The organism is Mycolicibacterium pulveris (genome assembly GCF_010725725.1).
Classification (GTDB): Bacteria; Actinomycetota; Actinomycetes; order Mycobacteriales; family Mycobacteriaceae; genus Mycobacterium; species Mycobacterium pulveris.
On record NZ_AP022599.1, the window covers coordinates 3,944,293 to 3,969,997 of the forward strand.

Genomic DNA, 25,705 nt, shown 5'->3' on the forward strand with positions numbered 1-25,705 from the left:
ATGGCCGCGATTGACGACTTGTGGCGCTACGATGGCCGCCGAGTCGTGGTCACCGGCTGCTCGTCGGGCATCGGTGAGCAGGTCGCCCGCCAGGTCGCCGAACTCGGCGGCGAGGTGATCGGACTCGATATCCGCCCGCCCGCAGTGCGATCCGGTGAGTTCGTGGAGCTCGACCTGTCCGATCCGGCCTCGATCGACGCTGCGGTCGCGTCGATCGGTGGCCGGGTCGACGCACTGTTCAACGTCGCCGGGGTGTCGTCGGGCATCGGTGACCCGCTGCGGGTGGTCCGGATCAACTTTCTCGGCACCCGCCAGTTCACCGAGGCGTTGGTACCGGCGATGCCGCCCGGGTCGGCGATTGCGAACGTGTCGTCGCTTGCCGCGTCGGGCTACCGGGAGAACGCCGACGTCACCGCCGGGCTGGTCGCCACCGGCACGGTTGCTGACGGAATCGAGTGGTGCAAGGGCCATCCCGACGCGCTTGCCGACGGCGGCGGCTACCGGTTGTCCAAGGAGGCGATCATCCTCTACGGGATGGCCAACGTCACCGCGCTGGGGGCCAAGGGAATCCGGATCAACTGCACGGCGCCCGGCGTGACCGACACGCCGATCCTCGACCAGCTACGCAGCGCCTACGGCCAGGAGTTCCTGGATTCCTTCCGGACCCCGCTGGGCCGCACCGCCACACCGGACGAACAGGCCAGCGTGCTGGTTTTCTTGAACAGCCGCGCCGCCGGCTACATCACCGGTCAGGTGATCTGGGTGGATGGTGGCACAATCGGCGAAACCGACCTCGCCGGGTCGGTACCGCGACGATGAGCACGAGGGACGAGTAATGGCCACCATGAAGGACTTTCGGCGCGTCGCCGACGACGTCCGCAACTGGGGACGATGGGGCGACGACGACGAGCTGGGCACGCTGAACTTCATCACGCCCGAAAAAGTCGCCGAAGCGGCCGCCACGGTCAAGCAGGGCAAGGTCATCTCCCTCGGTGGTGACTTCGGCTCCTCGGGTCCTCAGGGTGCTTTCAAGTTCCGGCACAACCCTATTCATGTGATGACCGTCGATGGCGGCGATGCGAACACCCTGTGCCAGTACGCGCCCCAATGGCTGCGCAACTCCGTCGCTCGCGAGCTCAGCGCATACTTCGCCGACAACCCGTTCCGTTTCAACGACGACATGATCGTGATGCCGCTGCAGGCAGGCACCCAGTGGGACGCCCTGTCCCACGTCTACTACGAGGACAAGCTCTACAACGGCTTCCCGGCGGACTCGGTGACCAGCTTCGGTGCCTTCCACTGCGGCATCGACAAGGTCGACGTCAAAGGCATCACCTCGCGCGGTGTGTTGCTCGACGTGGTGGCGCACCGCGGTGCCGAGGTGTTCTGTGAACCCGGAAACCCCATCACCCCTGCTGAACTCGACGACATCGCGGCCAAGCAAGGGGTTCAGATCAAGCGCGGCGACATCGTCGTCGTGCACACCGGGTGGTGGACGCGGTTTCTGTCCACCGGCGACGGCGGAGAACCGGGCTCGGGTCTGCACTGGACGTGCGCGTCGTGGCTGCACGACCACGAGGTGGCCGCCGTCGCGGCCGACAACCTCATGGTGGAGGACCCCGACCCGGCCAACGGTGTGGAGGGCACATTCCTGCCGATGCACATGCTGTGCCTGCGCGACATGGGCCTGATGCTCGGCGAGTACTGGGACCTCACCGGCCTCGCCGCCGACTGCGCCGCTGACGGTGTCTACGAATTCCAGCTGATCGCACCGCCATTGAAGGTGGTGGGTGCGGTCGGCGCACCTGTCAGTCCGATCGCGATCAAGTAGGTGAGGTGATGACCGTAACTGCAACCGGCGGGGCACCGTTCGTCGTGGGCCTCGGTGGAACGCTGAGGGCCAACTCCTCGACCGAACGAGCCCTTCGCTACTGTCTGGGCGCGGTGGCGCGCCAGGGCGGGCGGACCAGGCTGTTCTTCGGTGAAGACCTCAACCTGCCGATGTACGCCCCGCATGAGCTGGAACGCACACCCGCTGCGCGCGAACTGGTCGGCGCGCTGCGCGACGGGGAGTTGGCCGATTCCGGGGTGCGGAGCCAGCTCGACATGCTCGCGACTCAGCTTATCGCGTTCGCCCGCGCTACGTGGGAGACCGCGTGACGGCCTTCGAGCGCAAGACCGTACTTGTCGACGGGCTGCTGACCAGCTATCTCGAAGCCGGGCAGGGTGATCCGGTGATCTTGCTGCACGGCGGGGAGTTCGGGGTCAGCGCGGAATTGGGCTGGGAACGCAACATCGCCGCGTTGGCCCGACACCACCGCGTGCTGGCGCCCGACATGCTCGGCTTCGGCGGAACGGCCAAGGTCATCGACTTCAACGACGGCCGCGGCATGCGGATCCGTCACATCGCGAGGTTCTGCGCGGAGATGGGTGTCGACTCCGCGCACTTCGTCGGCAATTCGATGGGCGCGGTCAACCTGTTCGTCGACACCACCTCGGACTCGCCGCGACTGCCGGTGCGCAGCATGGTGACGATCTGCGGCGGCGGCGAGATCCAACCCAACGAGTTCTCCGCGGCGCTATACGACTACGACGCCACGCTGGAGGGGATGCGCCGCATCGTCGGTGCGCTCTTTTACAGCCCGGCCTATCCCGCCGACGAGGCCTATGTGCAGCGGCGCTACCAGTCCAGCATCGCGCCGGGGGCCTGGGAGGCGTTGGCGGCGGCAAGGTTTCGGCGCCCCGGCCTGGAGCCGCCGCCGCTGCCGTCGAGCAGGCGTGCGTACGACCGCATCGCGGTGCCGACGCTGGTGGTGGAGGGCGGCGGTGACAAGCTGCTACCGCCCGGCTGGGCCGCCGAGATCGCCGGCCAGATCCGCGGTGCCCGCTCGGCCGTCGTGGCCGATGCGGGACACTGCCCACAGATCGAACAGGCCGACATCGTCAACGAGCTGCTGCTGGAGTTCTTGGCCGAGCACAAGGTCGCGTCCGGATGACTCTGACGTTGGCGCCGAGATCGATGTTTTGGCGAGATTCCTCGCACTTTGTGTGCGAAATGTCCCTTTGGGCGGAACACAACGAGGAGGGTCATGACGGGTGAGCTGCAGGGCAAGGTCGCGGTCGTCACCGGCGGCGCGTCGGGCCTCGGCGAGGGCTTGGCCCGCCGCTTCGTCGCCGAGGGTGCCAAGGTCCTGATCGGCGACATCGACCGCGAGGCCGGCGCCGCCCTGGCCGCCGACCTCGGGGCCGACGCACACTTCGTCGAGGCCGACGTCGCCGACATCGAGCAGGTCAGCGCCCTGGTGTCGACGGCCATCGACCGATTCGGCGGCCTGCACGTGATGGTCAACAACGCGGGCGTGTCGGGCACCATGCACCGTCGCTTCCTCGACGATGACCTGGCCGACTTCGACCACGTGATGAGGATCAACGTGCGCGCCGTCATGGCGGGCACCCGCGACGCCGCCCGGCACATGTCGCAGCACGGCGGCGGATCGATCATCAACCTGACCTCGATCGGCGGTATCCAGGCCGGCGGCGGTGTCATGACTTACCGGGCGTCCAAAGCCGCCGTCATCCAGTTCACCAAATCCGCGGCAATCGAGTTGGCCCACTACGAAATCCGTGTCAACGCCATCGCGCCGGGAAACATCCGCACCGCGATCGTGCGCAAGTCGGCCACAGGGGAGGACCTGCAGAAGCTCGAGCAGTTCGAGGCCGCGATCCGCGAGCAGATGCGCAACGACCGCCCGCTCAAGCGTGAAGGCACGATAGAGGACGTCGCCGAAGCGGCACTCTACTTCGCCACGGACCGATCGCGCTACGTCACCGGGACCGTGCTCCCGATCGACGGCGGCACCGTCGCGGGGAAAGCCATCGTGCGCAAACCGAAATCCGAAAAACCGAACTAGCCGAGCCGAGCATCGGCACGGTCGGTGTGCTCTCGAACCAGCCGCGGGAACCTGGCGCGATCCGGCCGGAAGATGTCATGCGGCGAGTCATCGAACTCGACGAGCCGTGCGTCCGGGAACTCTCGCCGATAGCGGGCCCACTGCGCGTCGGTGACCAGAAAGCGTTCACCGCTGCGCACCGCCAGCAGCGGAACATGCAGCCGGGCAAGCTCTTTCCAGAACGAGCGCGCACGGGCGGACCGAAACGTCCTCATCGCGGCCTGGCAGTCGAGGCGCTCCCGAACAGGAGTTCCGCGCCAACGTCCGTCGAGCAGGCGACGTGGCGCGCCATCCGGCAGCAGTCGTTCCTCGGGGATGTAGTCACCGATCGCAAGCGAGCGGACCCGCGCGGAATTGCGCAATGCCCAGTCCACCCCGTACGACGTGCCCCGCGAGAACGTCATCAGGTGTACGGGCCCGCGCGTCACCGCATCGACCACCGCCCCCACATCGGAGCTCAACGCGGCCAGGTCGTACCCGTCGGCCGGCGCGTCGCTGCGGCCGTGACCGCGAAGCTCAGCGACCACGGTCCGGCGGCCGAAGAGCGGCAGCACCTCGGCGTAATCCTCGGCGACGCAGGTCATTCCGGGCACGAACACGATCGGTGCGGCCCCGTCGTCACCACCCGAGTCAAGAAAGTGCAGGCGGACGTCGCCGTTGTCGGTGAAGCGGGATACCACCACGAGAACCGCACTCTAAGCGCTCGCCCTGGGTCTCGCACAGCGCAGCCGTCGCCATTGTGCGCATTCATACGCATCAACCGGTGCGTCGGGTACGAAACGGCACAGTCGCGGCGCGATCCGCAGGCATTTAAATCAATCGCTTGACTTAACGACGGCGTCGGGGTTGACTTGGTGACCGTGACCACAGCCCGCAGTGTTCGCGCCGAACGCGCCAGCGGCACGCGCGAGGCGATCCTGGCCGCGGCCGAACGGCTGTTCGCCGAGCACGGTGTGTACGCCGTGTCGAACCGCCAGGTCAGCGAGGCCGCCGGGCAGGGCAACAACGCCGCGGTCGGCTACCACTTCGGCACCAAGCTCGACCTGGTGCGGGCGATCGAGCAGAAACACCGCGTGTCGATCGAGCAGCTGCTCGAGCGGATGGTCGCCGAGACCGCGGACTCCACCGAGCTGCGCGACTGGATCGCCTGCCTGGTGTGCTCGCTCACCGAGCACCTCGACCAGCTGGGCAATCCCACGTGGTACGCGCGGTTCGCGGCGCAGGCCCTGGCCGACCCGGCCTACCAGAAGATCGTCGTGAAGGACGCGCTCGCATCGCCTGCGCTGCAGCGGGTGGTCGACGGCATCACCCGATGCCTGCCCAACCTGCCGATGGCCGTGGTCACCGAACGAAACATCATGGTGCGCAACCTGATGATGCACACCTGCGCGGACTTCGAGCGGGCGTTCGCCGAGGGTGCCGACATGTCGCGGACGAATTGGAGCTCGGTGGCGTCGGGCCTGATCGACGCGATCGTCGGGCTGTGGCGTGCGCCCATCACCGGGCGGGTCTGACATGAAGATCGTCGTCGACCAAGACAAGTGTGTGTCCTCCGGGCAGTGCGTGCTCAACGCCGCCGACGTCTTCGACCAGCGTGACGAAGACGGCGTCGTCGTGCTGCTTGACGCCAATCCCGTTGGCGGTCACGCCGAGAGCGTCCGCAAGGCCGCGGCCGCCTGTCCTGCACTAGCGATCCGAATCGAGGAGTGACGAGAGAGGCTTATGTCCGACACGTTGACCACAGGCGCGGCCGAAACGGCAGCCGACATCCCCGAGTACCCGATGGAGCGAGACGCGCGGTGCCCGTTCGCCCCGCCGCCTCAGATGCTCAAGATGAACGAATCCAGGCCGTTGTCCCGCGTTCGGATCTGGAATGGCACCACTCCCTGGCTGGTCACCGGTCACGCGGTGGCGCGCGAGTTGTTCGCCGACTCACGGGTCAGCGTCGACGACCGCCGCGACGGCTTCCCGCACTGGAACGAGCACATGCTCTCGACGGTATACAAGCGGCCCCGGTCGGTGTTCACCTCCGACGCCGAGGAGCACACCCGGTTCCGCCGGATGCTGTCCAAGCCGTTCACCTTCAAGCGGGTCGAGGGGCTGCGCCCGGCGATCCAGGAGGTGACCGACGAGTGCATCGACAACATCCTGGGCGGTGTGCAACCCGCCGACATCGTCGCCAAGCTGGCGTTGCCGGTGCCGACGCGTGTCATCAGCGAGATGCTCGGTGTGCCATACGAAGACCACGAGTTCTTCCAGCACCACGCCAACGTCGGGCTGGCCCGCTATGCCACCGCCGAACAGGGCCAGAAGGGCGCGATGAGCCTCGCGGGGTATTTGATCGACCTGATCAGGAAGAAGATGGAGAACCCGGCCGAGGACGCGGTGTCCGACCTCGCCGAGCGGGTCAACGCCGGCGAGATCAGCGTCAAGGAGGCCGCGCAGCTGGGCACCGGGTTGTTGATCGCCGGGCACGAGACCACCGCCAATATGATCGGCATCGGCGTGCTGGCGCTGCTGGAGAACCCCGAACAGGCTGCGGCGCTGAGGGATTCCGACGACCCGAAGTTCATCGCCAACGCGGTCGAGGAACTGATGCGTTACCTGTCGATCATCCAGAACGGGCAGCGCCGCGTCGCGATCGAGGACATCGAGATCGCCGGCGAGACCATCCGGGCCGGTGAGGGCATCATCCTCGATCTCGCCCCGGCGAACTGGGATGCCGCCGTCTACCCCGAACCCGACAGGCTCGACCTCAGCCGTGACGCGGGCCAGCAGCTGGGCTTCGGTTACGGTCGGCATCAGTGCGTCGGCCAGCAGTTGGCCCGCGCCGAACTGCAGATCGTGTTCCACACCCTGCTGCGTCGCATCCCGACGCTGCGCCTCGCCGTGCCGATCGAGGAGGTGCCGTTCAAACACGATCGCCTCGCCTACGGCGTCTACGAACTTCCGGTGGCCTGGTAGTCAGGTCCATCTCTCAGCCCGATTGGAGTGTCAACGATGTCAGCACCCACAGCTCTCTACCCGCCCGAAGGTTTCGGTGCGCCCAAGCACCGCAAGGGTCACGCCCGAGAGGGAGGCGTGACCGGACTCCCGAAGGGCACCGAGATCTTCTCGGCCGACAATCACATCTCGGTGGCCGACGACATCTTCTACGAGCGTTTCCCCGAGGAGCTCAAGGGCGCCGCACCCCGGATCTGGTACGAGGACGGCGCGTACATGGTGGGGATGAAGGGAAAGGCCTGGACCGGTGGTGATTTCGGCCGGGTACTGATGCAGTACGACGACCTGGCCGGCGCCACGAGCAACAACATCGAGGCCCGCGTCCGCGAGCTCAAAGAAGACGGCATCGACAAGGAGTTGGCCTTCCCGAACGCCGTGCTGGCGCTGTTCCACTACCCCGACAAGGCGTTGCGTGAGCGCGTATTCCGCATCTACAACGAGCACATCGCCGATCTGCAGGAACGCAGCAAGGGGCACTTCTACGGTGTCGGGCTGATCAACTGGTGGGACCCCAAGGGCACCAGGAGCACGCTGGAACAGCTGAAGTCGTTGGGCCTGAAGACCTTCCTGTTGCCGTTGAACCCCGGCAAGGACGACGACGGCAACATCTACGACTACGGCAGCACCGACATGGACGCGGTCTGGGACGAGATCGAGGATGCCGGGTTGCCGGTCAGCCACCACATCGGTGAGACACCGCCGAAGACGCCCTGCCAGCACAACAGCGTCGTGGTCGGGATGATGGTCAACGTGGACTCGTTCCGCGAACAGTTCGCCAAGTACCTCTTCTCCGGTATCCTCGACCGCCACCCCAAGCTCAAGATCGGCTGGTTCGAGGGTGGAATCGCCTGGGTGCCCACGGCTCTGCAGGACGCCGAGCACATGCTCGCCTCCTACCGGCACATGTTCAACCACGAACTCAGCCACCCGATTCGGCACTACTGGGACAACCACATGAGCGCGTCGTTCATGGTCGACCCGCTCGGCCTGCGGCTCATCGACAAAATCGGCGTGGACAACGTGATGTGGTCCTCGGACTACCCGCACAACGAATCCACCTTCGGCTACTCGGAGAAATCGCTGCAGACCGTCGTCGATGCGGTCGGCCCAGAGGACGCCGTCAAGATCGTCAGCACCAACATCAAGAACTTCCTGGGGATCGCGTGACCACCTTCGCATCACAGTCCACGCTGATCGACATCCCGGAGTTTCCGGACCGCGCCAGGATGTACCGCGAGTGCGGGGCCAGGTTGCGCGACTCGATGCGCGAAAAGGGCGTCGACGCACTGGTTCTGATCGGCAACGGCAATGTCGTCTACGCGACCGGGGTCAGCTGGCCGCTGCTCGACGCGGGCCTGTCCCATGTGGAGCGGCCGGTGGCGATCGTGCTCGCCGACGACCCGCACCCGCACCTGTTCATGCCGCTGCGTGAGGGGTCGTCGTCGCCATGCGAGGTGCCCGACGACCACGTGCACCCCGCGCTTTACCTCGAATTCGACGAGGGTGTACAGCAGTTCGCCAAGGTGCTGGCCGAACTGGTGCCCGCGGGCAGCACGGTCGCCGTCGACGAAATGACCGGCGCGATGCGCCGCGCGTCCAAGACCCTGTTTCCGTCCGGCCCGCCGTCGGACGCCGCGCAGGTGGTGGGCCCGGCCAAGCTGGTCAAGACGCCCGACCAGATCTCGTGTGTCCGCAACGCCTGCCGCATCACCGAAGAAGCCATGGTCGACGTGCAGAAGGCGCTCGCCCCGGGCGTCAGGCAGATCGACCTCTCGGCGGAGTTCGCGCGTCGCGCCTTCGAACTGGGCGCCACCGCCAGCATGCTCGAGGCCATCTGGCAGGTGATGCCCACGACGAAAACCAGTGGTTCAGTCTGGACCACCCACGGGGATCTCGCCTTGCCGCTGTTGACCACCGAACGCAAACTCGAACGCGGCGACGTGCTGTGGACCGATGTCAGCATCACCTACCAGGGTTACTGCTCCGACTTCGGCCGCACCTGGCTGGTCGGCGACGAACCGTCCGATCGCCAGCACGCCCAGTTCGAGAAATGGCAGGAAATCCTGTCCGCGGTGCTGGCGGTCACCAAGGCCGGTGCGACCAACGGCGACCTCGCGCGTGCGGCGATCGCGGCCAACGGGGGAACCAAGCCCTGGCTGCCGCACTTCTATCTCGGCCACGGAATCGGCACCAACGCCGCCGAGATGCCCATGATCGGAACCGATCTCGGCCAGGAACACGACGACAGCTTCGTCTACCCCGCGGGCATGCTGCTGGTGCTCGAACCGGTGGTCTGGGAGGACGGTACCGGCGGTTATCGAAGCGAGGAGATCGTGGTGATCACCGAGGACGGCTACCAATCCCTCACCGACTATCCCTACGCGCCCTACGGACGGAACTAAATGGCACTCGAGATCCTGCCCGACGCAGCCGATTTGCGCCGCGGTCGCCGCGAGCGGGCATTGACCCAGATGGAAGCCCACGACATCGACATCCTGGTGTTGGGCCGCCAGGCCAACGTGCGGTATGTGACCGGCGCCCCGCAGCTCTGGGTCGCGGGCACCCGGCCGTTCGGACCGATCTGTGAGGTTCTCAGGTCGGGGGAGATCTATCTCAACAGCACCTGGGATGAAGGCATCCCGGATGAGATCCCCCACGAGAACCTCTACGGGCTGGCGTGGAACCCGATGACGCTCATCGAGGTGCTCAAAGGGCTGCCCGGTGCCGACACCGTCAAACGGGTCGGGACCGACGCGCTGACACCGACATTCGCTCAGCTGCTGCCGATGGCTTTCCCCAACGCCGAGCTCGTCGACGCCGAGCCCGCGCTGCGGGCGGCGCGCCGGATCAAGACCCCCGACGAGATCGCGGTGCTACGCGGTGCGCTGTCGGTGGCCGAGAAGGCCCTCGACACCGCACGTTCCGAGCTGAGGGCCGGGGTCAGCGAGCGGTCCTTGACCGGGGCGTTGTTCGAGGCCATGGCCGCGGGCGGGGTGACCACACCGGCCACCCAGGACGGGGCGTGGGCGACGAGCAAGGACCATCCGTGGCGCCGGGCCCGCAGCGGTGGCGAGATCGAAAGCGGTGACCTGGTGGCGTTTTCGGCGGGGGTCTTGGCCGACGGTTACGTCGGTGAGGTGGGACGCACCTGGCCGGTCGGCGAGGTCGACGGGTCGGCGGCGCTCTTCGACCGCTGGCACGCTTTGCGGGACCGATTGATCGCGGCCTGCCGGCCAGGCTCGCCGGCCGGTGATCTGCTGGCGGTCTATGAGGCGGCTGGTGAGCAGCTGCCGGTGATGCAGGTCGCCCACGGCCTCGGTCTGGGATTCGACCCGCCGGTGGTGACCCCGCAGCTGAAAGCTACCTGCGCACGCGAGATCCTCGAACCTGGAATGGTGCTCGCGGTCACCAGCTATGTGTGGGAGAACGGGGTGGGCGCGGTGTTCGGACGCGACGCGGTGCATATCACCGCCGACGGGCCAGAGGTACTGACCAGCAGCCCTACGGCGATCGGCGCTCGGGCCGACAGCACGGGCAAGAACGCCGGCGTTGGTATCGGCTGAAGGGATATACATGTCTGAGAACGGGAATCGGCCCAAGCCCGAGGAGCTGATCCTCTACAGCAAGGACCCGAAGACCAAGATCGCCACCATCACGTTCAACCGGCCGGAATTCCTGAACGCGCCGACATCCGGGGCGCGGCTGCGGTACGCGGACCTGTTGCGGGCCGCCACGGTCGACAACGACGTCAAGGTGGTGGTGATCCGCGGTGTCGGCGACAACCTCGGCAGCGGCGCTGACCTTCCGGAGTTCATGGAGGGCAACGACAACACCGACCTGAGGCTGGCCGAATTGCGCCTCGAGGACGAGGGCGTCGGCGAGGTCACCTATCCGCCCAAGGGTTCGTTCCGGCACGGGGCGACGATCAGCGCCTGGTATGCCAATGTGCAGGCGGGCAACCGCCCGCTGCAGGAGCTCAAGAAGATCAGCATCGTCGAGGCCAAGGGCTACTGCTACGGCTGGCACTTCTACCAGTGCGCCGACGCGGATCTGGTGATCTCCTCTGACGACGCCCTGTTCGGCCACCCGTCGTTCCGGTACTACGGCTGGGGTCCGCGGATGTGGACCTGGGTGCAGATGATGGGGCTGCGCAAGTTCCAGGAGATGGTGTTCACCGGAAGGCCGTTCACCGCCGAGGAGATGTATGAGTGCAACTTCCTCAACAAGGTGGTGTCACGAGACCAGCTCGAGGCCGAGGTCGACAAGTACGCGCGGGCATGCGCCCGAAACCGGCCGGTGGACACCGTGTTTCAACAGAAGATCTTCTTCGAGGTGTTCAAGCAGTACCAGGGTGAATACATGGGTAGCCTGCTGTCGGCCTTCTTCGAGTCGATGGGCAGCGGCGTGGCCAACGACGACACCGACGACCTGGACATGTACGAAGCCATCGACAGCGGGCTGGCCGACGCGGTCAACGACAACGACATGAGGTTCCCGCCCGAGTTCCGGCTGAGCAAGTCCAACCGCAAGAAGAAGGACTAGTGGCAGCACCCGACCCGCCGCTGAACGGATACGTCGTCGTCGACCTCTCCACCGGCATCGCCGGTGCCTACTGCACCAAGCTGCTGGCCGACGGCGGCGCCCAGGTGATCAAAGTCGAACCCGCCGAAGGTGATTGGCTGCGCAGATGGTCCGCGTCCGGCGCGGTGATCCCACCGGGTGAGGACGGTGCGCTGTTCAGCTTCCTCGCCGGCGGCAAGCACAGCGTGGTCGCCGACCCGGACACCGGTATCGACTTCCTGAACGGGTTGCTTTCCGAGGCCGACGCGGTGGTGTGGTCGCGGGGCTCGTCGGTGGCCGAACACGTGCTGTGCACCCCGGCCGCCATCCGGTCGTCGCATCCGCATCTGACCGTCACCTCGATCACCCCGTTTGGGCTGCACGGCCCATGGAGCGACCGTCCCGCAACGGAATTCACCCTGCAGGCGTGGTCGGGAGGCATTGTCGGGCTGGGCCGCGGCTCCGCTGACCGCGCCCCGGTCTTCGTCGGCGGACAGGTCGGCGAGTATCTCGCCGGGGCGTACGCGAGTGCGGCGACGCTGGCGTCCCGCATGCGGGGCGGCGCCGAACTCGTCGACGTGTCGATGCTGGAAACCCAGATCCTCGGCCTCACTTACTACCCGGTGTCCTACTACGAGATGCTGGGCCGACCGTGGCGCGACGCCAGGCGGTTGACGGTGCCCGGGATCGCGCGCGCGAAAGACGGGCTGATCGACATCGGCTGCGGGACCGCCCAGCAGTGGTTCGACCTGTGCGCGATGACCGGCCACGACGACTGGATCGACGAGGAGTCCCCGCTGTCGATCACCGAGCAGGCCAACGAGAAGGCCGACGAGCTCTACACGTGGGTGCAGAGCCACACCGTCGACGACATCCGCGATCTGGCGACTGCGTTCCGAATCCCCAACGCCCCGGTGGCCAACGGTGCCAACGCCGCCGAGTTGGACCATTTCCGCGAACGCGGCTCGTTCGTGACCAACCCCCGCGACGGTTTTGTCCAGCCCTGCCCGCCGTATCGCATGCAGCCGGCCGTGCTGCGCGCACCCGCGGCCGCGCCCCGTCTCGGCGAGCACACCGCGTACTACCGTTCGCGAGAGAGAAGCCACGGTCGTGAGAAGGGCGAATTTGCGACCCCCAATGCTATTTCGGCGAGACTGCCGTTCGAGGGGCTGCGCGTGCTCGACATGACGACCTTCTGGGCCGGCCCGTCGTGCACCCACCTGCTGGCGATGTTGGGCGCCGACGTCATCCACGTCGAGTCGACCCGACGACCCGACGGCACCCGGCTGATCGCCGGAATCCCGGTCACCGAGGATCAGTGGTGGGAGAAGTCGCCGATCTTCTCGGGGCTCAACACCAACAAGCGGGGCGTGACGATCGATCTGCAGAGCACCGCCGGGCGCGAGCTGCTCAACCGCTTCATCGCCACCGCGGACGTGATCGTCGAGAACTTCACCCCCCGGGTGCTCGACCAGATCGGGCTGGACTTCGCTGCGGTGCAAGCCGTTCGGTCCGACGTCGTAATGCTGCGCATGCCCGGCTTCGGGCTGGACGGCCCGTGGCGGGACAACCCGGCATTCGCCTACGTCATCGAAGCGGCGTCGGGCATCAGCTGGCTGACCGGATACCCCGACCGCAACCCGTACGAGCCGTACTCGGTGGGCGACCCCAACGCCGGCATCCACGCGCTCAACGCGCTGGCGCTGGCGCTGGAACACCGTCGCCGCACTGGGCAGGGCGTGCTGGTGGAGGCCGCGATGGTCGACGCCGCGCTCAACGTCGCGGCCGAACAGGTCATCGAGTACTCCGCGTACGGGGCCCTGCTGCAGCGCGACGGCAACCGCGGCCCGACCGCCGCGCCGCAGAACCTCTACCGCACCAACGAGATCGACGAGTTCGGCCGCGAGGACTGCTGGGTCGCGGTTGCGGTGGCCGACGACCGGCAGTGGGCCGGCCTCCGCGCAGCGCTCGGCCACCCCGAATGGGCGTCGCACCAGGACCTCGACACCGCGGCCGGCCGTCGTGCCCGCCACGACACCATCGACGAGCATCTCGCGGCGTGGTGTTCCCAACGCACCGGCGACGACATCGTCGAAACCCTCTGGGGCCACGGCGTTCCGGTGGCCAAGGTGATGCAACCGCATCGCCAGACCGAACTGCCCCAACTGGCAGCCCGCGGCTTCTTCGAGGACGTCGGGCATCCGGTCAACGCCCGAACCCCGCACAGCACCCTGCCGTTCAAGCTGTCGCGTGGACCCGAGCGGGTCCACGTGCAACCCGCCCCGCTGCTCGGACAGCACAACCACGAGCTGCTGTCCGAACTCGGGCTGAGCGACCAGGAGATCGCCGACCTGCAGGCCGGCGGCGTCATTGGCGACGCCCCGGCGATGGGCCCGAGCAAGGCCAAGGCGTGACGGGATAACCTCAGACGTGGCCATCGATCCGTCCGACATCCTGCTCACCGGGCGCGTCGCCGTGGTGACCGGCGGGGGAGAAGGTATCGGCAGGGGCATCGCCGAAGGGCTCGCGGCCTTCGGGGCGTCGGTGGCGCTCTGGGAACGCAACCCCGACACGTGCGCCGCCGCCGCCGAAAGCATCGCCGGCGCGCTCGGCGTCGTCACCGACGTGCGCGACAGCGACCAGGTCGACGCCGCGCTGGCCCGCACCGAGAACGAACTCGGCGAGGTGTCGATCCTCGTCAACAACGCCGGCGGCACGTTCCACTCCCCGCTGCTGGACACCACGGAGAACGGCTGGGATGCGCTGTACAAGAGCAACCTGCGCCACGTCCTGTTGTGTACGCAGCGGATCGCGCGCCGTCTGGTCGACGCGCGACGGCCCGGCAGCATCATCAACGTGACGTCGATCGAGGGCGTGCGCGCGGCGCCGGGCTACGCCGCCTACGCCGCCGCCAAGGCCGGCGTCATCAACTACACCCAGACCGCGGCGTTCGAATTGTCGCCGCACAACATTCGGGTCAACGCGATCGCGCCGGACCTGACGCTGACCGAGGGCCTGATGCAGATGTCCGGGGGGACGTTGCAGGCCGACCACGCACCGGGTATTCCCATGGGCCGGCCCGGGCACGTCGACGAGATCGCCGGTGCTGCGGTGTTTCTCGCATCGCAGATGGCTTCCTACATCACCGGGCAGACGATCCACGTCGACGGCGGCACCCACGCCGCGGGCGGCTGGTATCACCACCCCCGGACCGGCAGGCCGACGCTGGGACCGCCGGCTCAGTGAGTCCAGCCCTGCGCGATCTGATCCTCGAACGTGCGGTCGATGCGCGCGAAGCGGCGCCGGATCGACTCCCGTGATGCCTTGTGCGGCAGCACATACAGCCGGTTGGCCAGTATCGCGTCGGCGGTGAGCCGGGCGACATCGTCGACGTTGAGCACCGAGTCGTCGTCGGGGGCCGACGCCAACTGCGCCACGGTCGACGCCGGCGACGGAGTCGGCGGGCCGTAATCCTCGCTGCGCACGCGTTCGGTGTTGGCCAGCAGGTTGGTCTCCACGATCATCGGGCACAGCACGGTCACACCGATGCCGTCGGCGCGCACCTCACGGGACAGGGTCTCGGCGAGCGCGACGACACCGTATTTGGCGACGCAGTACGGGCCCAGCCCGACGTTGGGGATCAGCCCGGCGAACGACGACGTGAACGCGATGTGGCTGTCGGCTTCCTGCGCGATCAGGCGTGGCAGAAACGCCTCGACCCCGTGGATCGGGCCCCACAGGTCCACGTCGATGACGAAACGCCAATCGTCGTGGCTGGTCTGCGCGATCGGGCCGGCATAGGCGATGCCGGCGTTGTTGAACACCAGGTGTACGTCGCCGAACACGCCGAACGCCTCGTCGGCCAGCCGGGTGACATCGTCGAGCTTGCGCACGTCGCAGGGCACGCCGTGGGCGTCGACGCCCTCGCCGCGCAGAATCCCCACCGCCTCGTCCAACGCGCTTTGGTCGATGTCGGCGAGCATGAGCCGGGCGCCGCGCCGGGCGAATTCTCGTGCGCAGGCGAAACCGATACCGCTGGCGCCTCCGGTGATGACGGCGGCGTGTCCCTCGTAACTGTCCACGGCGCGACCCTATGCGGTCAGGGTCGGTCGCGCGGCCGATCCCAGGCGGGATCGCCCATCTCGCGGCGGATCGCTCCCCACGGATCGGCGTATCGCCCGGGTTGTTTCCAGTAAGCCCCGCGGCGCTTCATCACCTCTCGCGCCAGCGGCGCGATCAGGCGGCCCGGATAGCGTTTCCACCCGGCCTGCGCCCGTATCTCCGCGAGCATGTCGGGCCACGAGTAGTGCTGGAACTGCAGGGCTTCCTGCGCGCGGGTGGTGTCCATCCAGTCGGTGACGAACCAGTCCTCGTCGCTGTCGGGGTCACCGAGCCGGCCCGGGGGCAGCGCGCCGGGTACCCCGACCGCTTCGGCCAGGCTCGGGCCGACATCGCCCTGACGCAGATGATGAGAGTCGTCACCGGCGATGAGCAGGATCTCACCCACGACGTCGGCCGTCGTCGCCGCCGCGCACGCCCACGCGACATCACGCACGTCGACGGTCTGCAGCCGCCCGTCGGTGGGCAACGCGCTCTCGAAGAACAACGCGTCGGAGCTGAACGGCAACGCCGACAGGTCGGTGCTGAGCACGCCGCCGAACCGCAACACCACCCAGTCCAGATCCGAGGACCGCACGATCTCCTCGCCCTCGGCCTTCTGTCCGCTGTAGACGTCGCAGGGCCGCATCGGGTCGTCGACCGTCAGCGGCGGCGTGGTGCGGTGCGGGTTGCGGGCGCCGAAGACCGCATTGCTCGAGGCGTGTACGAACCTCGGCGGGGCGGGTTGCGCCTCGGCCAGACGCACGAGGGTAGCCGTGGCATCCACGTTGACGCGGCGAGCCAGCTTCGGGTTGCGGTAGATCGGCGGGGCGATGATCGCGGCGAGGTGAATGATCGACTCGGGCGCGATGTCGGAAACCAGGAGCTGAGCCTGGGCGGGATCGGTCAGGTCGGCCCAGCGGACCTCGATCCCGGTAGGAAGCTTCGCCGTCGCTTTGCGGTTGGCGGGCGTGTCGAGATCGGTGGCCACCACGCGCCGACCCGACTCGGCGAGCCGGCGCACGGTCGCGGATCCGACGAGGCCGAACGCTCCGGTGACGAGCACCGCGTCGGACATGAAACTCCTGAAGGGTTATCGCATTCTCTTTTCCGGAAAGTACCATATTCAGTGGTGGCGCCCCGGCGCCTGCGAGGTTTGACCGGCCAGGAGAAGCGGGAACCAAACGACATGGCAAGCGACAGGCCGGCAAACGCAGAGCTCACCAAGTGGGATCCGGTGTTCACCCGGCGCATCACGAACTTGGTCGGCCCGATCGTCCGGCGCTACTTCCGCGCGGAGGTTCGCGGTCTGGCGTCGATGCCGCCGGCAGGCGGCGCGCTGGTGGTGTCCAACCACTCCGGCGGCATGTTCACCCCCGACGTGATGATCTTCGCGCCCGAGTTCTACGACAAGTTCGGCTACGACCGGCCGCTGTACACCCTGGCGCACTACGGTGTGTTCCTCGGCAACGTCGGTGACTGGCTGCGCCGCTCCGGCGTGATCGAGGCGAGCCGTGAAAACGCCGCTGCGGCACTGCGATCCGGCGGCGTCGTGCTGGTGTTTCCCGGCGGGGACTACGACGCGTACCGGCCCACCGTCACCGGGAACGTGATCGACTTCAACGGCAGAACGGGATATATCCGCACGGCCATCGAGACCGGGGTGCCGATCGTGCCGATGGTGTCGATCGGCGGGCAGGAAACCCAATTGTTCCTTGCCCGTGGCGATTCGATCGCACGCCTGCTGGGCCTGACCCGGGCACGCATGGAGATCCTCCCGCTGAGCGTGGGCTTTCCGTTCGGCATGTCCGTGATCTTCCCGCCGAACCTGCCGCTGCCCGCCAAGATCGTCATGCGCGTGCTCGATCCGATCGACGTGGTGGCGGAATTCGGCAGCGACCCCGACATCGAGGCGGTCGACCTGCATGTGCGTGCGGTGATGCAGGCTGCGCTCGACGAACTGGCCGCCGAGCGCCGGTTCCCGGTGTTGGGCTGAGGATTACGCCCGCTAGGCGATGGTGTCGAGGGCCGCTCGGGTGTCGAGGTCGACGAACGCCGCGGCGTAGCGTTGCGCCAACGCCAGGCAGACGTCGGCGCCCTGCCAGGCGTCCCCACCCGACAGCGTCGCCATCCAAATCGCCAACCCGTGCGCGACGGAGGCCCGGTAGCGCAACCAGATCTCGTCGGCCGTAGGCAGTTCGGTCGACGGCAGCGTCAGCGCGTCGCGGTACTCGCCAAGCAGGTCGCGCTCGGCGCGTCTGCGGTCTTCGATCGTCAACGCGCCCTGCAAGAAGTAGCCCACGTCCAGCGACCAGTTGCCGCGACGCACCATCTGCCAATCCAGAAAGCCGACGTCGTCACCGGGTAGCACGTAGGTGTTGCCGATGTGCGGATCACCGTGCAGCAGTGTCTGGTCCGAGTTGGTGAGCGTTCCGATGTAGCGCGCCCAGATGTCGACGAACAGTTCGGTGCCGCTGAGGGCGGGAACCTCGGCGGGAACCGAGTCGCCCAACCGTTCGTGGGCGATGTGCAGCGGCGCGTACTCGAGCCCTTCGAACGCGACGAACGGTTCGACCCAGCCCAGCGCGGGGTTGGTCGTCAGGCGCTCACCCCAGTACCGGCTGTGCATGCGCGCCAGCCCGCGTATTCCGTTGGCCGCCTGCTCGATTGTCATCGGCCGTGTGGAGTCACGAGGGTCGGCGCCGCGGGCGACGACGTCCTCCATGATCATCACGAAGTTGCGGGCATCCTCGTCGATGAGGGCGGTGTGGACCGCCGGGTGATCCAGCGGCAACTCGATCCCCGACGTGAACAGCCGGGGCTCGTGGTACAGCCCGCTGGTGAGCTCGACGAGATCGGCGTGCTCCGGGTCGACGGCCTTGGCGAACACGGTCGCCGGCCCCGAACCCGCCGAGTACGTCAACGCCAACCGGGCACGCCGGTTGGTGCCGTCGTCGCGAAGCGCCACGGTCACCGCGTCGACGACGGCACCCGGATGATCACGCGCCAGCGCGGCCGTCATCCAATCCGGGGTGATCTCTTCCCACTCCCGCGGCAGCGACAGCTCCGCGACCGTCACGGCCGGTCCTACTTCAGGCAGCTGCCGCCGTCGACCGGCAGCGTCACGCCGGTGACGAAGCGCGCCTCGTCGGACGCCAGGAACAGCACGGCGTTGGCGATGTCCTCGGGCTCGACCCAACCGATCGGCAGCGTGTGCATCATCTGGGCGACGACCTTCATGTCGTCGGGACCGGGGTTCTCCAGATCGGGGCGGAACAGCTTCATGGTGCCCTCGTTCATGAACAGCGGGGTGTTGACGTTCGTCGGGTGCACCGAGTTGACGCGGATGTTCTGGGCTCCGAGCTCGACGGCGAACGTCCGCATCAGGCCCACCACACCGTGTTTGGCGGCGACGTAGTGGCCGGTGTGCGGGTAGGCCTTCAGCCCGCCGACCGAGCTGGTGAGGATGATCGAACCGCCGCGACCGCCCTCGATGATGTGCGGAACCCCGGCCTTGACCGTCTTCCACACGCCGGCCAAGTTGACGTCGATCATTGCGGTCCAGTCGGTTTCGCTGGTCTTGTCCAGTGTCTGACCGCCGTTGCCGATACCGGCGTTGGCCACGATGATGTCGAGCCGACCCAGCTGTTCGACCCCGGTGTCGACCGCTGCCTTGAGCGCATCGAAGTCACGGACGTCGACCTCGGCGGTGTAGATCCGGCGGTTGAGGCCCTTTACCAGGTCCGCGGTTTCGGCGAGGTCTTCCGGGGTGGACGGCGCGATCAGCTCCACCGTGTCGACCTTCTTGCAGATGTCGACCGCGATGATGTCGGCGCCCTCCTGCGCCAACCGCACCGCGTGCGCACGTCCCTGCCCACGCGCGGCGCCGGTGATGAAAGCGACCTTGCCTTCAACGCGTCCAGTCATCGATTACCTCAATTCGTTGTCGTTGCCAAAGATTTCATGGGACTTCTCAAGAGATGAACGTGGGCATGGCTTCCCAGCCCCGCACCGCCGTGGTCTGCGACGGACGTGCGTTCTCCCAGTCGACCTCCCACGTCGGGAACCTCTTGAGGACCTCCTCGAGCGCGATCTTGCCCTCGAGACGGGCCAGCGCGTTGCCCATGCAGAAGTGTGTCCCCGCACCGAACGTCATGTGCGAGCGCTGTTCTCGGTGGATGTCGAACACATCGCCGTCTGGCGGGAAGCGGCGATGGTCGCGGTTCGCGGACCCGACCAGCATCAGCATCGCCGAGCCCTCGGGCACGGTCTGACCGTAGTACTGCACGTCGCGGGTGACATAGCGCGCGATCTGCAACGCCGGCGGTTCCCAGCGCAGGATCTCCTCGATGGCCTGGGGGATCAGGCTGGGGTCGGCCACCAACTCTGCCCGCTGATCGGGGTAGTCGGCGAGTGTCTTTCCCGCCCAACCAATCAGGCGCGTCGTCGTCTCACTGCCCGCGGTGGCGATCACGGTCAAATACATCAGCAGTTCATCGCGGCGAAGCTTGCGCCAGGTGCCGGTTTCGTCCTCGAACTCCGCGTTGAGCAGGTCGGTCATGATGTCGTCCGAGGGGTGTTCGGTGCGGTAGTCGATGAACTCGGCGAACACCTCACCGGTGGCCATCAGGTCGACCGTGTCGCTCTGCAGGGTGGCCTCACCGTGGTCGGTCACCCGGCGCTGATCTTCTTCGGGAATACCCAGGAGCATGCCGATGACCCGCATCGGCATCTGCTCACCGAGATCGTTGACGAAGTCGAACTTGTCCGAGCCGACCACCGGATCCAGGCAGCGCGCGGTGAACTCGCGAATCTGCGGTTCCAGCGCGAGCACCTTGCGCGGGGTGAACACCCGCGACAACAGGTTGCGGTGAATGTTGTGTATCGGCGGGTCCTCGAAAATCAGTGTGCCCGGCGGGATCTCCATCCCCGACTTGATGATCTCGAGCAGCGCGCCGCGCCCGGAGATGAAGGTCTCGTGGTCGATGACGGCCTTGTTGACGTCTTCGAACCGGCTCAACGCGTAGAAGTCGTGCTTGTCGTTGTAGTACAGCGGCGCCTCTTCGCGAAGGCGGGCGAACACCGCGTACGGGTTCATGTTGAGGTCGATGTTGTACGGGTCGTAATACAACTCGACGTCCGTGTCCGCTTTGTGGACGCCGGGGTTTTCAGCACTGATCGTCACGGGTTCGCCTCTCGCTGGACCAGGATTGCGTAAGACATCGCGCTGGATTTTGTCTCACAACTTTGGCATTCACCGTGCGCGGGTGTCAACCAGCCAATCGTTTTGAGCAATTTATACTCTCCGCTTAGTAGAACGTCCTTCTCGGTGGCGTTCGGGGAAGCGGAGCAGTGCCTCCTGGGCATAGGACGCCACCAGCGCGCCCTCGCGTGTCAGCACGTCACCGCGGCCGAAGCTGCGGCCGTGCGCCGACAGCGGGCTGTGTTGCCGCAGCAGCAGCCAGTCGTCGGTGCGGAAGGGCCGGTGAAACCACACGGTGTGTGAGGTGACGGCGGAGGTGAAGTCGGTGCCGTTGCCGCGTTGACCGACGCCCTCGATCGGGCGCAGCGCCGTGCCGATGAGGGTCAGATCCGTGGCGTAGGCGGTCAGTGCCGGCGCCAGGGCGGCTTCCGTCTTGGGTGTTCTCATCCAGAACTCGAACGACGGCGGCCCGGTCGCGGTGGTGTTGAGATCGACCGTCGCGCGCGTCTCCCAGGGGATCAGGTCGAGCTTCAGGTCGTGCTCGGGGCCGAGCACGGGCGGTACCGATTCGATCTCCTGATGCTGGGGCCCGGTTTCGTTGGCGTGCATGGAGATCGACGACGTCACCACCACGCCGTGCTGCTGGGTGGCAGTGATCGTCAAGGCGGCAAAGGAACGGCCCTCATGGTGGGGTTTCGCCAGAAACGCGATCGGCTCGTCGGCGCGGCCCTCGCTGGTGAACACCGCATGCTGGGACTTGATCGCCTTGTCCGGGTAGGTCAGCGATGCGATGCGGACGAACTGGGCAAGCAGTTGACCGCCGAACACCCGGTGATAGTTCAGCTGCTGGTTGCGGCCCTGATAGCCGACCCCGCCGTACTGGGACGGGGGCGCGACGCTCGGGGTGACATCCAGACACGCGAGCAGATCGCGCCAGAGATCGGGCACCCGATGAGTGTAAGTCAGGTTCTCGACGACGAGAACGCAATTCTCACGAGAACGTGGTTCTCAGGTTACGAGGCGGCAAAGCCGTGGGCGCAGAAGTCCCATACCTCGTCGGCCGTGATGGGGTGCGCGGTGCCGCTCTCGTCGGATTCGCCGCTGGACTGCGCGACGAACATCACGGTCTGCATGGTCATCGCGGCCATCCGCTTGGGGTTGATCCCCTCGCGCAGCTGTCCGGCGGCGGCGGCCTCCTCCATCAGCTCGGTGAGCAGCGCGAGCAGGGGAGCGTGGGCGATCTTGACCTCTGACGGATGGGAGACCAGCAGGCGCGGGGCGAAGTCGGTGAACAGCGGGCGCTTTGCGGTCGGATCGGGACGCGAGGACTCGAAGAGCAGCTGGACCGCGACCTTCAGGCGTTCGATCGGTTCGTCCTCGGTCGTGGTGGCCGCGCGGATCTGGTCCGCGGAGCGGCTCAACGCATCCTCGAACAGCGCGAGCAGAAGCTCGTGCTTGCCGTCGAACTGCAGGTAGAAGCTGCGCAGCGACTGCCGCGAGCGGTCGACGACCTCTTGGACCGTGAAGTCGGTGCTGCCCTTTTCGATGATGATCGCCTGGGCCGCGTCCAGGAAGCGCTGCACGCGTTGCGCGGCCCGCAGCTTCGCGGTTTTTATCGATCGCTCGACCGCGCGCTGCTTCCAGGCTGGTTCCTCGCTGGGGCTGGTCACCGGCGGCTCAGATGCGTGCCGATTCGGGAGAACATGGACTGACTGTACCGGAGAACGCCTTGCCATTGCGGTCCTCGACCCCCTCGCGGCCAACGTGTCAGAGATTGTAACTTTCTCACGATGAGAATAGTATTCTCATTTCGGAGATAACAGTAGGCCTTACCAAAAATTTGATCCAGCGGGAGTGCTGTGCAGCTCACCTTCGATGCTGACGTCGAGGCGTTCCGGGCTGAGTTCAGCGCGTTTCTCGACGAACATCTCCCGTCCGACGCCGACGCGCTCGCGCGGTCGTACTCCAGCAGTGACGTCCCTGGCTGGGCGCGCGACTGGCAGCGCCTCATGTTCGACAACGGCTGGCTGCTGCCCGGCTATCCACCCGAGTTCGGCGGCCGCAACGCCACGTTGTTGCAGCAGTACGTGCACCAGCTCGAGCTGGCGCGCCGACGCGTCTATCTGACCTTCAACCCGCAGGGCGTCGGGATCGTCTCGGCGTCGCTGATCACGTTCGGCACACCCGAGCAACAGCGGCGCTGGGCGGTGCCGATCCTGCGCGCCGAGATCACCGCCTCGCTGGGCATGAGCGAGCCCGGCGCCGGATCCGACCTCGCCTCCCTGCGCACGCGCGCCGAGTTCGTCCCCGACGCGGACGGCGGCCATTTCGTGGTCAACGGGCAGAAGGTGTGGACATCGGGCGCCCACGACGCGGACGTGCTGCTGACCTTCGTGCGCACCGATCCCGATGCGCCCAAACACAAGGGGATCAGCGTGCTGGTGATCCCGACCGACCTGCCCGGTGTGGTGCGACGGCCGTTCGCGTCGGTGTGTGATCAGCACGACCTGGACTTCAACGAGGTCTTCTTCAACGACGTGCGGGTGCCCGCCGAGAACCTCGTCGGCCCTCTCAACGAGGGTTGGCGGGTGGCCGGCGGTTCACTCGGACACGAGCGAAACATGTTGTGGCTCAGCTACGCCGACCGCCTCGCCGAGCTGGTCGAGGATTTCCGCCCGGTCTCGGTGATCGACCGGGACCGGTACGCGACGCTGGTCATGGACAACCAGGCGCTTCGGCTGCTCGGCTCGATTGCGCTGGCCAGGGCCGCCCGCGGGGAGGAAGACGCGTCCGCGCTGTCGGTGCTCAAGCTGATGGGATCGGAAGCCTCGCAGATGGCCACCGAATACGCGCTGAGCGCAACGGGCGTCGACGGCCTGGCGCACCCGAACATGTCCGGCCCGTACAGCGCGCAGCACCTCGACGCGTACCGGTGTGGCTGGTTCGAGCGCTACGTCCGGACCTTCGGCGGCACCATCGCCGGCGGAACCTCTGAAATCCAACGCAACATCATCGCCCAGCGGTTGCTGGGCCTACCCCGAAACTGAAGGACCCACCGTGTACATCGACTACGAGGTCGCCGACCGCATCGCGACCATCACGCTCAACCGCCCCGAGGCGGCCAACGCCCAAAACCCCGAACTTCTCGACGAACTCGACGCGGCGTGGACTCGCGCCGCGGAGGACAACGACGTGTCGGTGATCATCCTGCGGGCCAACGGGAAGCACTTCTCGGCCGGGCACGACCTGCGCGGTGGCGGGCCGGTGCCGGACAAGATCACCCTGGACTTCATCATCCAGCACGAGGCCAAGCGCTACCTCGAGTACACGCTGCGCTGGCGCAACGTACCCAAGCCGTCGATCGCGGCGGTACAAGGCAGGTGTATCTCCGGTGGCCTGCTGCTGTGCTGGCCCTGCGACCTGATCATCGCCGCCGACGACGCGCAGTTCTCCGACCCCGTGGTGCTGATGGGTATCGGCGGTGTCGAATATCACGGCCACACTTGGGAGCTCGGGCCGCGGAAGGCGAAGGAGATTCTGTTCACCGGTCGCGCGATGACGGCCGAAGAGGTGGCCAGCACCGGCATGGTGAACAAGGTGGTGCCGCGCGATGAGCTCGACGCCGAAACCAGGGCGCTGGCCGAGCAGATCGCCAAGATGCCGCCGTTCGCGCTGCGTCAGGCCAAGCGGGCGGTCAACCAGACCCTCGACGTGCAGGGTTTCTATGCGGCGATTCAGTCGGTGTTCGACATTCATCAGACCGGTCATGGCAACGCGCTGAGCGTGAGCGGTTGGCCGGTGCTGGTGAACCTCGACGAGATGAAGGCCAACATCAAGTAGGTCTTGTCTACCCCTCTTTTTGCGCGAGCGTGCGTGTCTGAGGGCGACACGCCGGGCGGAAGCAGGAGTTTGCGCACGCTCGCGCAACCGACCGCAAGACCGACGACGTGCCGTGAACGGCGCCCGCCATCGGCGCAGTTGTGCACGAGCGTGCGTGAAGTCGCGAGTTACGGCGGCGTGTCGCCCTCAGACACGCACGCTCGCGAAAAAGGTGCGCTCGCGCCGAAGGTGCGCTCGCGCCGAAGAAGAAGCTTACAGATCGGCGAGGCGCGGTACCGAGCCTCGGGCCCGTAGCCCGGCGCCCACCTTGCGGGTGAGTTCCTTTGTGTTACCGAGCAACCCGTCGAGCACCAGGGCCCGTTTCACGTGGCAATCCAGCTCATGCTCGGCGGTGAAGCCGATACCGCCGAGCACTTGTTGGCAGTGCCTGGCCGCCGTCAGCGCGGCCTTGCCCGCCGCGGCCTTGGCCAACATCGCGGTCAGGTCCGGGCTTTCGGTTCCGGGCAGGCCCAGCGTGGCCTCGGCGCCCTCGATGGCCACCAGCGTCTCGGCCAGCCGGTGCCGGATCGCCTGGAACGACGCGATCGGCTTGCCGAACTGCACCCGATCGAGCGCATGTTGGCGGGCCAGCGACAGCATCGCCCGTGCCGAGCCGACCAGCCACCAGCCGACCGCCCGTCGCGTCTCGCCCAGCCGCATCGTCTCCCCGTCGGGCACCCGCCGCAGCGGCAGCCCGCCCAGCGTCGGTGCGGCGTTCGCCGAGCGTTCCCACACCACCCAGCCGCCGCCGGCGTACGGCATCGGCGGGGTTCCGCCGGGCAGACCGCCGATGGTCTCCAACAGGACATCGTTGAGAACCGAGGCATGCGAACCGGTTTCGCCAAGCAGCCGGAATACCAGCGGAATGGCCATGTCGGGTATGTCGGAGAGCATCTCGGCCCAGCCGAGCTCGGCCAGCGCGGCGTCCAGCTCGGCCCCGGAGGTCGACAGCATCGTCTTGCGAAGGGTGTCTTCGAGCATCGCGAGCGACTCGGCGTCCAGAGTTTCCACG

25 protein-coding genes and 1 pseudogene are annotated in these 25,705 nt (G+C 66.9%); 17 read left to right on the top strand and 9 right to left on the bottom strand.

Annotated elements, in window-relative coordinates:
* From G6N28_RS19125 to G6N28_RS19145, 5 genes and pseudogenes are all read left to right on the top strand, one after another.
* On the top strand, nucleotides 1-819 hold the full coding sequence (locus tag G6N28_RS19125) for a coniferyl-alcohol dehydrogenase (protein WP_163902990.1): 819 nt from the start codon (nucleotides 1-3) through the stop codon (nucleotides 817-819).
* Nucleotides 820-844: 25 nt separating this feature from the next.
* Nucleotides 845-1,831 (top strand): cyclase family protein, encoded by a 987-nt coding sequence (locus G6N28_RS19130; RefSeq protein WP_163906424.1) that lies wholly within the window; start codon nucleotides 845-847, stop codon nucleotides 1,829-1,831.
* Nucleotides 1,832-1,839: 8 nt separating this feature from the next.
* Nucleotides 1,840-2,073: pseudogene (locus G6N28_RS19135) on the top strand (NADPH-dependent FMN reductase); the annotation flags it as partial.
* 83 nt (nucleotides 2,074-2,156) lie between these two features.
* A complete protein-coding gene (locus G6N28_RS19140; protein ID WP_163902994.1) occupies nucleotides 2,157-2,996 on the top strand; it encodes an alpha/beta fold hydrolase in 840 nt (279 codons plus the stop codon).
* Nucleotides 2,997-3,089: 93 nt separating this feature from the next.
* A complete protein-coding gene (locus G6N28_RS19145; protein WP_163902996.1) occupies nucleotides 3,090-3,911 on the top strand; it encodes an SDR family NAD(P)-dependent oxidoreductase in 822 nt (273 codons plus the stop codon).
* Here G6N28_RS19145 and G6N28_RS19150 read toward each other — a convergent pair.
* Nucleotides 3,908-4,633 (bottom strand): alpha/beta fold hydrolase, encoded by a 726-nt coding sequence (locus G6N28_RS19150; RefSeq protein WP_163902998.1) that lies wholly within the window; start codon nucleotides 4,631-4,633, stop codon nucleotides 3,908-3,910. The genes G6N28_RS19145 and G6N28_RS19150 overlap by 4 nt on opposite strands.
* Nucleotides 4,634-4,810: 177 nt before the next feature.
* On the opposite strand from G6N28_RS19150, the gene G6N28_RS19155 reads away from it, so the two are divergent.
* The 9 genes from G6N28_RS19155 to G6N28_RS19195 are packed head-to-tail and all read left to right on the top strand — an operon-like array spanning nucleotide 4,811 to nucleotide 14,759.
* Nucleotides 4,811-5,464 carry a TetR/AcrR family transcriptional regulator gene (locus tag G6N28_RS19155; protein WP_163906426.1) on the top strand — a complete coding sequence of 218 codons (654 nt, stop codon included), beginning with the start codon at nucleotides 4,811-4,813 and terminating at the stop codon, nucleotides 5,462-5,464.
* A 1-nt stretch (nucleotide 5,465) separates the two neighbouring features.
* A complete protein-coding gene (locus tag G6N28_RS19160; protein WP_163903000.1) occupies nucleotides 5,466-5,660 on the top strand; it encodes a ferredoxin in 195 nt (64 codons plus the stop codon).
* Between the two features lie 12 nt (nucleotides 5,661-5,672).
* On the top strand, nucleotides 5,673-6,914 hold the full coding sequence (locus G6N28_RS19165; protein WP_163903002.1) for a cytochrome P450: 1,242 nt from the start codon (nucleotides 5,673-5,675) through the stop codon (nucleotides 6,912-6,914).
* A gap of 36 nt (nucleotides 6,915-6,950) precedes the next feature.
* Nucleotides 6,951-8,120, top strand: coding sequence for an amidohydrolase family protein (locus tag G6N28_RS19170; protein WP_163903004.1), 1,170 nt, complete (start codon nucleotides 6,951-6,953; stop codon nucleotides 8,118-8,120).
* Nucleotides 8,121-8,179: 59 nt separating this feature from the next.
* Nucleotides 8,180-9,355 carry a M24 family metallopeptidase gene (locus G6N28_RS19175; protein WP_179962220.1) on the top strand — a complete coding sequence of 392 codons (1,176 nt, stop codon included), beginning with the start codon at nucleotides 8,180-8,182 and terminating at the stop codon, nucleotides 9,353-9,355.
* Nucleotides 9,356-10,516 (top strand): M24 family metallopeptidase, encoded by a 1,161-nt coding sequence (locus tag G6N28_RS19180; protein ID WP_163903007.1) that lies wholly within the window; start codon nucleotides 9,356-9,358, stop codon nucleotides 10,514-10,516. It begins immediately after the preceding gene.
* A gap of 10 nt (nucleotides 10,517-10,526) precedes the next feature.
* Complete coding sequence (locus G6N28_RS19185) at nucleotides 10,527-11,495, top strand: enoyl-CoA hydratase/isomerase family protein (protein ID WP_163903009.1); 969 nt, start codon at nucleotides 10,527-10,529, stop codon at nucleotides 11,493-11,495.
* Complete coding sequence (locus G6N28_RS19190) at nucleotides 11,495-13,927, top strand: CaiB/BaiF CoA-transferase family protein (protein WP_163903011.1); 2,433 nt, start codon at nucleotides 11,495-11,497, stop codon at nucleotides 13,925-13,927. The genes G6N28_RS19185 and G6N28_RS19190 overlap by 1 nt, the downstream gene beginning before the upstream one ends.
* Before the next feature lie 16 nt (nucleotides 13,928-13,943).
* Nucleotides 13,944-14,759, top strand: coding sequence for an SDR family NAD(P)-dependent oxidoreductase (locus G6N28_RS19195; protein ID WP_163903014.1), 816 nt, complete (start codon nucleotides 13,944-13,946; stop codon nucleotides 14,757-14,759).
* Here G6N28_RS19195 and G6N28_RS19200 read toward each other — a convergent pair.
* Nucleotides 14,753-15,595 (bottom strand): SDR family NAD(P)-dependent oxidoreductase, encoded by an 843-nt coding sequence (locus tag G6N28_RS19200; protein WP_163903016.1) that lies wholly within the window; start codon nucleotides 15,593-15,595, stop codon nucleotides 14,753-14,755. The two genes, G6N28_RS19195 and G6N28_RS19200, sit on opposite strands and share 7 nt — an antisense overlap.
* Before the next feature lie 17 nt (nucleotides 15,596-15,612).
* The gene (locus tag G6N28_RS19205; protein WP_163903018.1) at nucleotides 15,613-16,689 is read right to left on the bottom strand and encodes an NAD-dependent epimerase/dehydratase family protein; all 1,077 of its coding nucleotides are present in this window, start codon (nucleotides 16,687-16,689) and stop codon (nucleotides 15,613-15,615) included.
* 111 nt (nucleotides 16,690-16,800) lie between these two features.
* Between G6N28_RS19205 and G6N28_RS19210 the strand changes: the two genes are divergently transcribed.
* Nucleotides 16,801-17,607 (top strand): lysophospholipid acyltransferase family protein, encoded by an 807-nt coding sequence (locus G6N28_RS19210; protein WP_163903020.1) that lies wholly within the window; start codon nucleotides 16,801-16,803, stop codon nucleotides 17,605-17,607.
* Nucleotides 17,608-17,619: 12 nt separating this feature from the next.
* On the opposite strand, the gene G6N28_RS19215 is transcribed toward G6N28_RS19210, so the two are convergent.
* The 5 genes from G6N28_RS19215 to G6N28_RS19235 all read right to left on the bottom strand — a co-directional run bounded on the left by G6N28_RS19215 (nucleotide 17,620) and on the right by G6N28_RS19235 (nucleotide 22,550).
* Complete coding sequence (locus tag G6N28_RS19215) at nucleotides 17,620-18,690, bottom strand: phosphotransferase (protein ID WP_163903022.1); 1,071 nt, start codon at nucleotides 18,688-18,690, stop codon at nucleotides 17,620-17,622.
* An 8-nt stretch (nucleotides 18,691-18,698) separates the two neighbouring features.
* On the bottom strand, nucleotides 18,699-19,538 hold the full coding sequence (locus G6N28_RS19220) for a mycofactocin-coupled SDR family oxidoreductase (protein WP_163903024.1): 840 nt from the start codon (nucleotides 19,536-19,538) through the stop codon (nucleotides 18,699-18,701).
* A gap of 46 nt (nucleotides 19,539-19,584) precedes the next feature.
* Entirely contained in the window at nucleotides 19,585-20,709 is a 1,125-nt protein-coding gene (locus tag G6N28_RS19225; RefSeq protein WP_276001741.1) for a cytochrome P450, read from the bottom strand.
* A gap of 198 nt (nucleotides 20,710-20,907) precedes the next feature.
* Nucleotides 20,908-21,762 carry an acyl-CoA thioesterase gene (locus G6N28_RS19230; RefSeq protein WP_163903028.1) on the bottom strand — a complete coding sequence of 285 codons (855 nt, stop codon included), beginning with the start codon at nucleotides 21,760-21,762 and terminating at the stop codon, nucleotides 20,908-20,910.
* Nucleotides 21,763-21,827: 65 nt separating this feature from the next.
* A complete protein-coding gene (locus G6N28_RS19235) occupies nucleotides 21,828-22,550 on the bottom strand; it encodes a TetR/AcrR family transcriptional regulator (RefSeq protein ID WP_163903030.1) in 723 nt (240 codons plus the stop codon).
* A gap of 123 nt (nucleotides 22,551-22,673) precedes the next feature.
* Between G6N28_RS19235 and G6N28_RS19240 the strand changes: the two genes are divergently transcribed.
* Nucleotides 22,674-23,861 (top strand): acyl-CoA dehydrogenase family protein, encoded by a 1,188-nt coding sequence (locus tag G6N28_RS19240; RefSeq protein ID WP_163903033.1) that lies wholly within the window; start codon nucleotides 22,674-22,676, stop codon nucleotides 23,859-23,861.
* Between the two features lie 10 nt (nucleotides 23,862-23,871).
* Nucleotides 23,872-24,654: an enoyl-CoA hydratase gene (locus tag G6N28_RS19245; protein ID WP_163903035.1), complete on the top strand. Its 783-nt coding sequence runs from the start codon at nucleotides 23,872-23,874 to the stop codon at nucleotides 24,652-24,654.
* 252 nt (nucleotides 24,655-24,906) lie between these two features.
* Here G6N28_RS19245 and G6N28_RS19250 read toward each other — a convergent pair whose 3' ends face one another.
* Nucleotides 24,907-25,674 carry an acyl-CoA dehydrogenase family protein gene (locus G6N28_RS19250; protein WP_163906428.1) on the bottom strand — a complete coding sequence of 256 codons (768 nt, stop codon included), beginning with the start codon at nucleotides 25,672-25,674 and terminating at the stop codon, nucleotides 24,907-24,909.
* Nucleotides 25,675-25,705 lie beyond the last annotated feature (31 nt).

What these genes read in the sequence shown, in the direction of transcription:
- G6N28_RS19235 (WP_163903030.1), bottom strand. Translation starts at nt 22,550, where the DNA reads ATGGCAAGGCGTTCTCCGGTACAGTCAGTCCATGTTCTCCCGAATCGG.
- G6N28_RS19125 (WP_163902990.1), top strand. Translation starts at nt 1, where the DNA reads ATGGCCGCGATTGACGACTTGTGGCGCTACGATGGCCGCCGAGTCGTG.
- G6N28_RS19220 (WP_163903024.1), bottom strand. Translation starts at nt 19,538, where the DNA reads ATGACTGGACGCGTTGAAGGCAAGGTCGCTTTCATCACCGGCGCCGCG.
- G6N28_RS19180 (WP_163903007.1), top strand. Translation starts at nt 9,356, where the DNA reads ATGGCACTCGAGATCCTGCCCGACGCAGCCGATTTGCGCCGCGGTCGC.
- G6N28_RS19185 (WP_163903009.1), top strand. Translation starts at nt 10,527, where the DNA reads ATGTCTGAGAACGGGAATCGGCCCAAGCCCGAGGAGCTGATCCTCTAC.
- G6N28_RS19165 (WP_163903002.1), top strand. Translation starts at nt 5,673, where the DNA reads ATGTCCGACACGTTGACCACAGGCGCGGCCGAAACGGCAGCCGACATC.
- G6N28_RS19130 (WP_163906424.1), top strand. Translation starts at nt 845, where the DNA reads ATGAAGGACTTTCGGCGCGTCGCCGACGACGTCCGCAACTGGGGACGA.
- G6N28_RS19210 (WP_163903020.1), top strand. Translation starts at nt 16,801, where the DNA reads ATGGCAAGCGACAGGCCGGCAAACGCAGAGCTCACCAAGTGGGATCCG.
- G6N28_RS19145 (WP_163902996.1), top strand. Translation starts at nt 3,090, where the DNA reads ATGACGGGTGAGCTGCAGGGCAAGGTCGCGGTCGTCACCGGCGGCGCG.
- G6N28_RS19225 (WP_276001741.1), bottom strand. Translation starts at nt 20,709, where the DNA reads ATGAACCCGTACGCGGTGTTCGCCCGCCTTCGCGAAGAGGCGCCGCTG.
- G6N28_RS19175 (WP_179962220.1), top strand. Translation starts at nt 8,180, where the DNA reads ATGTACCGCGAGTGCGGGGCCAGGTTGCGCGACTCGATGCGCGAAAAG.
- G6N28_RS19160 (WP_163903000.1), top strand. Translation starts at nt 5,466, where the DNA reads ATGAAGATCGTCGTCGACCAAGACAAGTGTGTGTCCTCCGGGCAGTGC.
- G6N28_RS19170 (WP_163903004.1), top strand. Translation starts at nt 6,951, where the DNA reads ATGTCAGCACCCACAGCTCTCTACCCGCCCGAAGGTTTCGGTGCGCCC.
- G6N28_RS19250 (WP_163906428.1), bottom strand. Translation starts at nt 25,674, where the DNA reads ATGCTCGAAGACACCCTTCGCAAGACGATGCTGTCGACCTCCGGGGCC.
- G6N28_RS19205 (WP_163903018.1), bottom strand. Translation starts at nt 16,689, where the DNA reads ATGTCCGACGCGGTGCTCGTCACCGGAGCGTTCGGCCTCGTCGGATCC.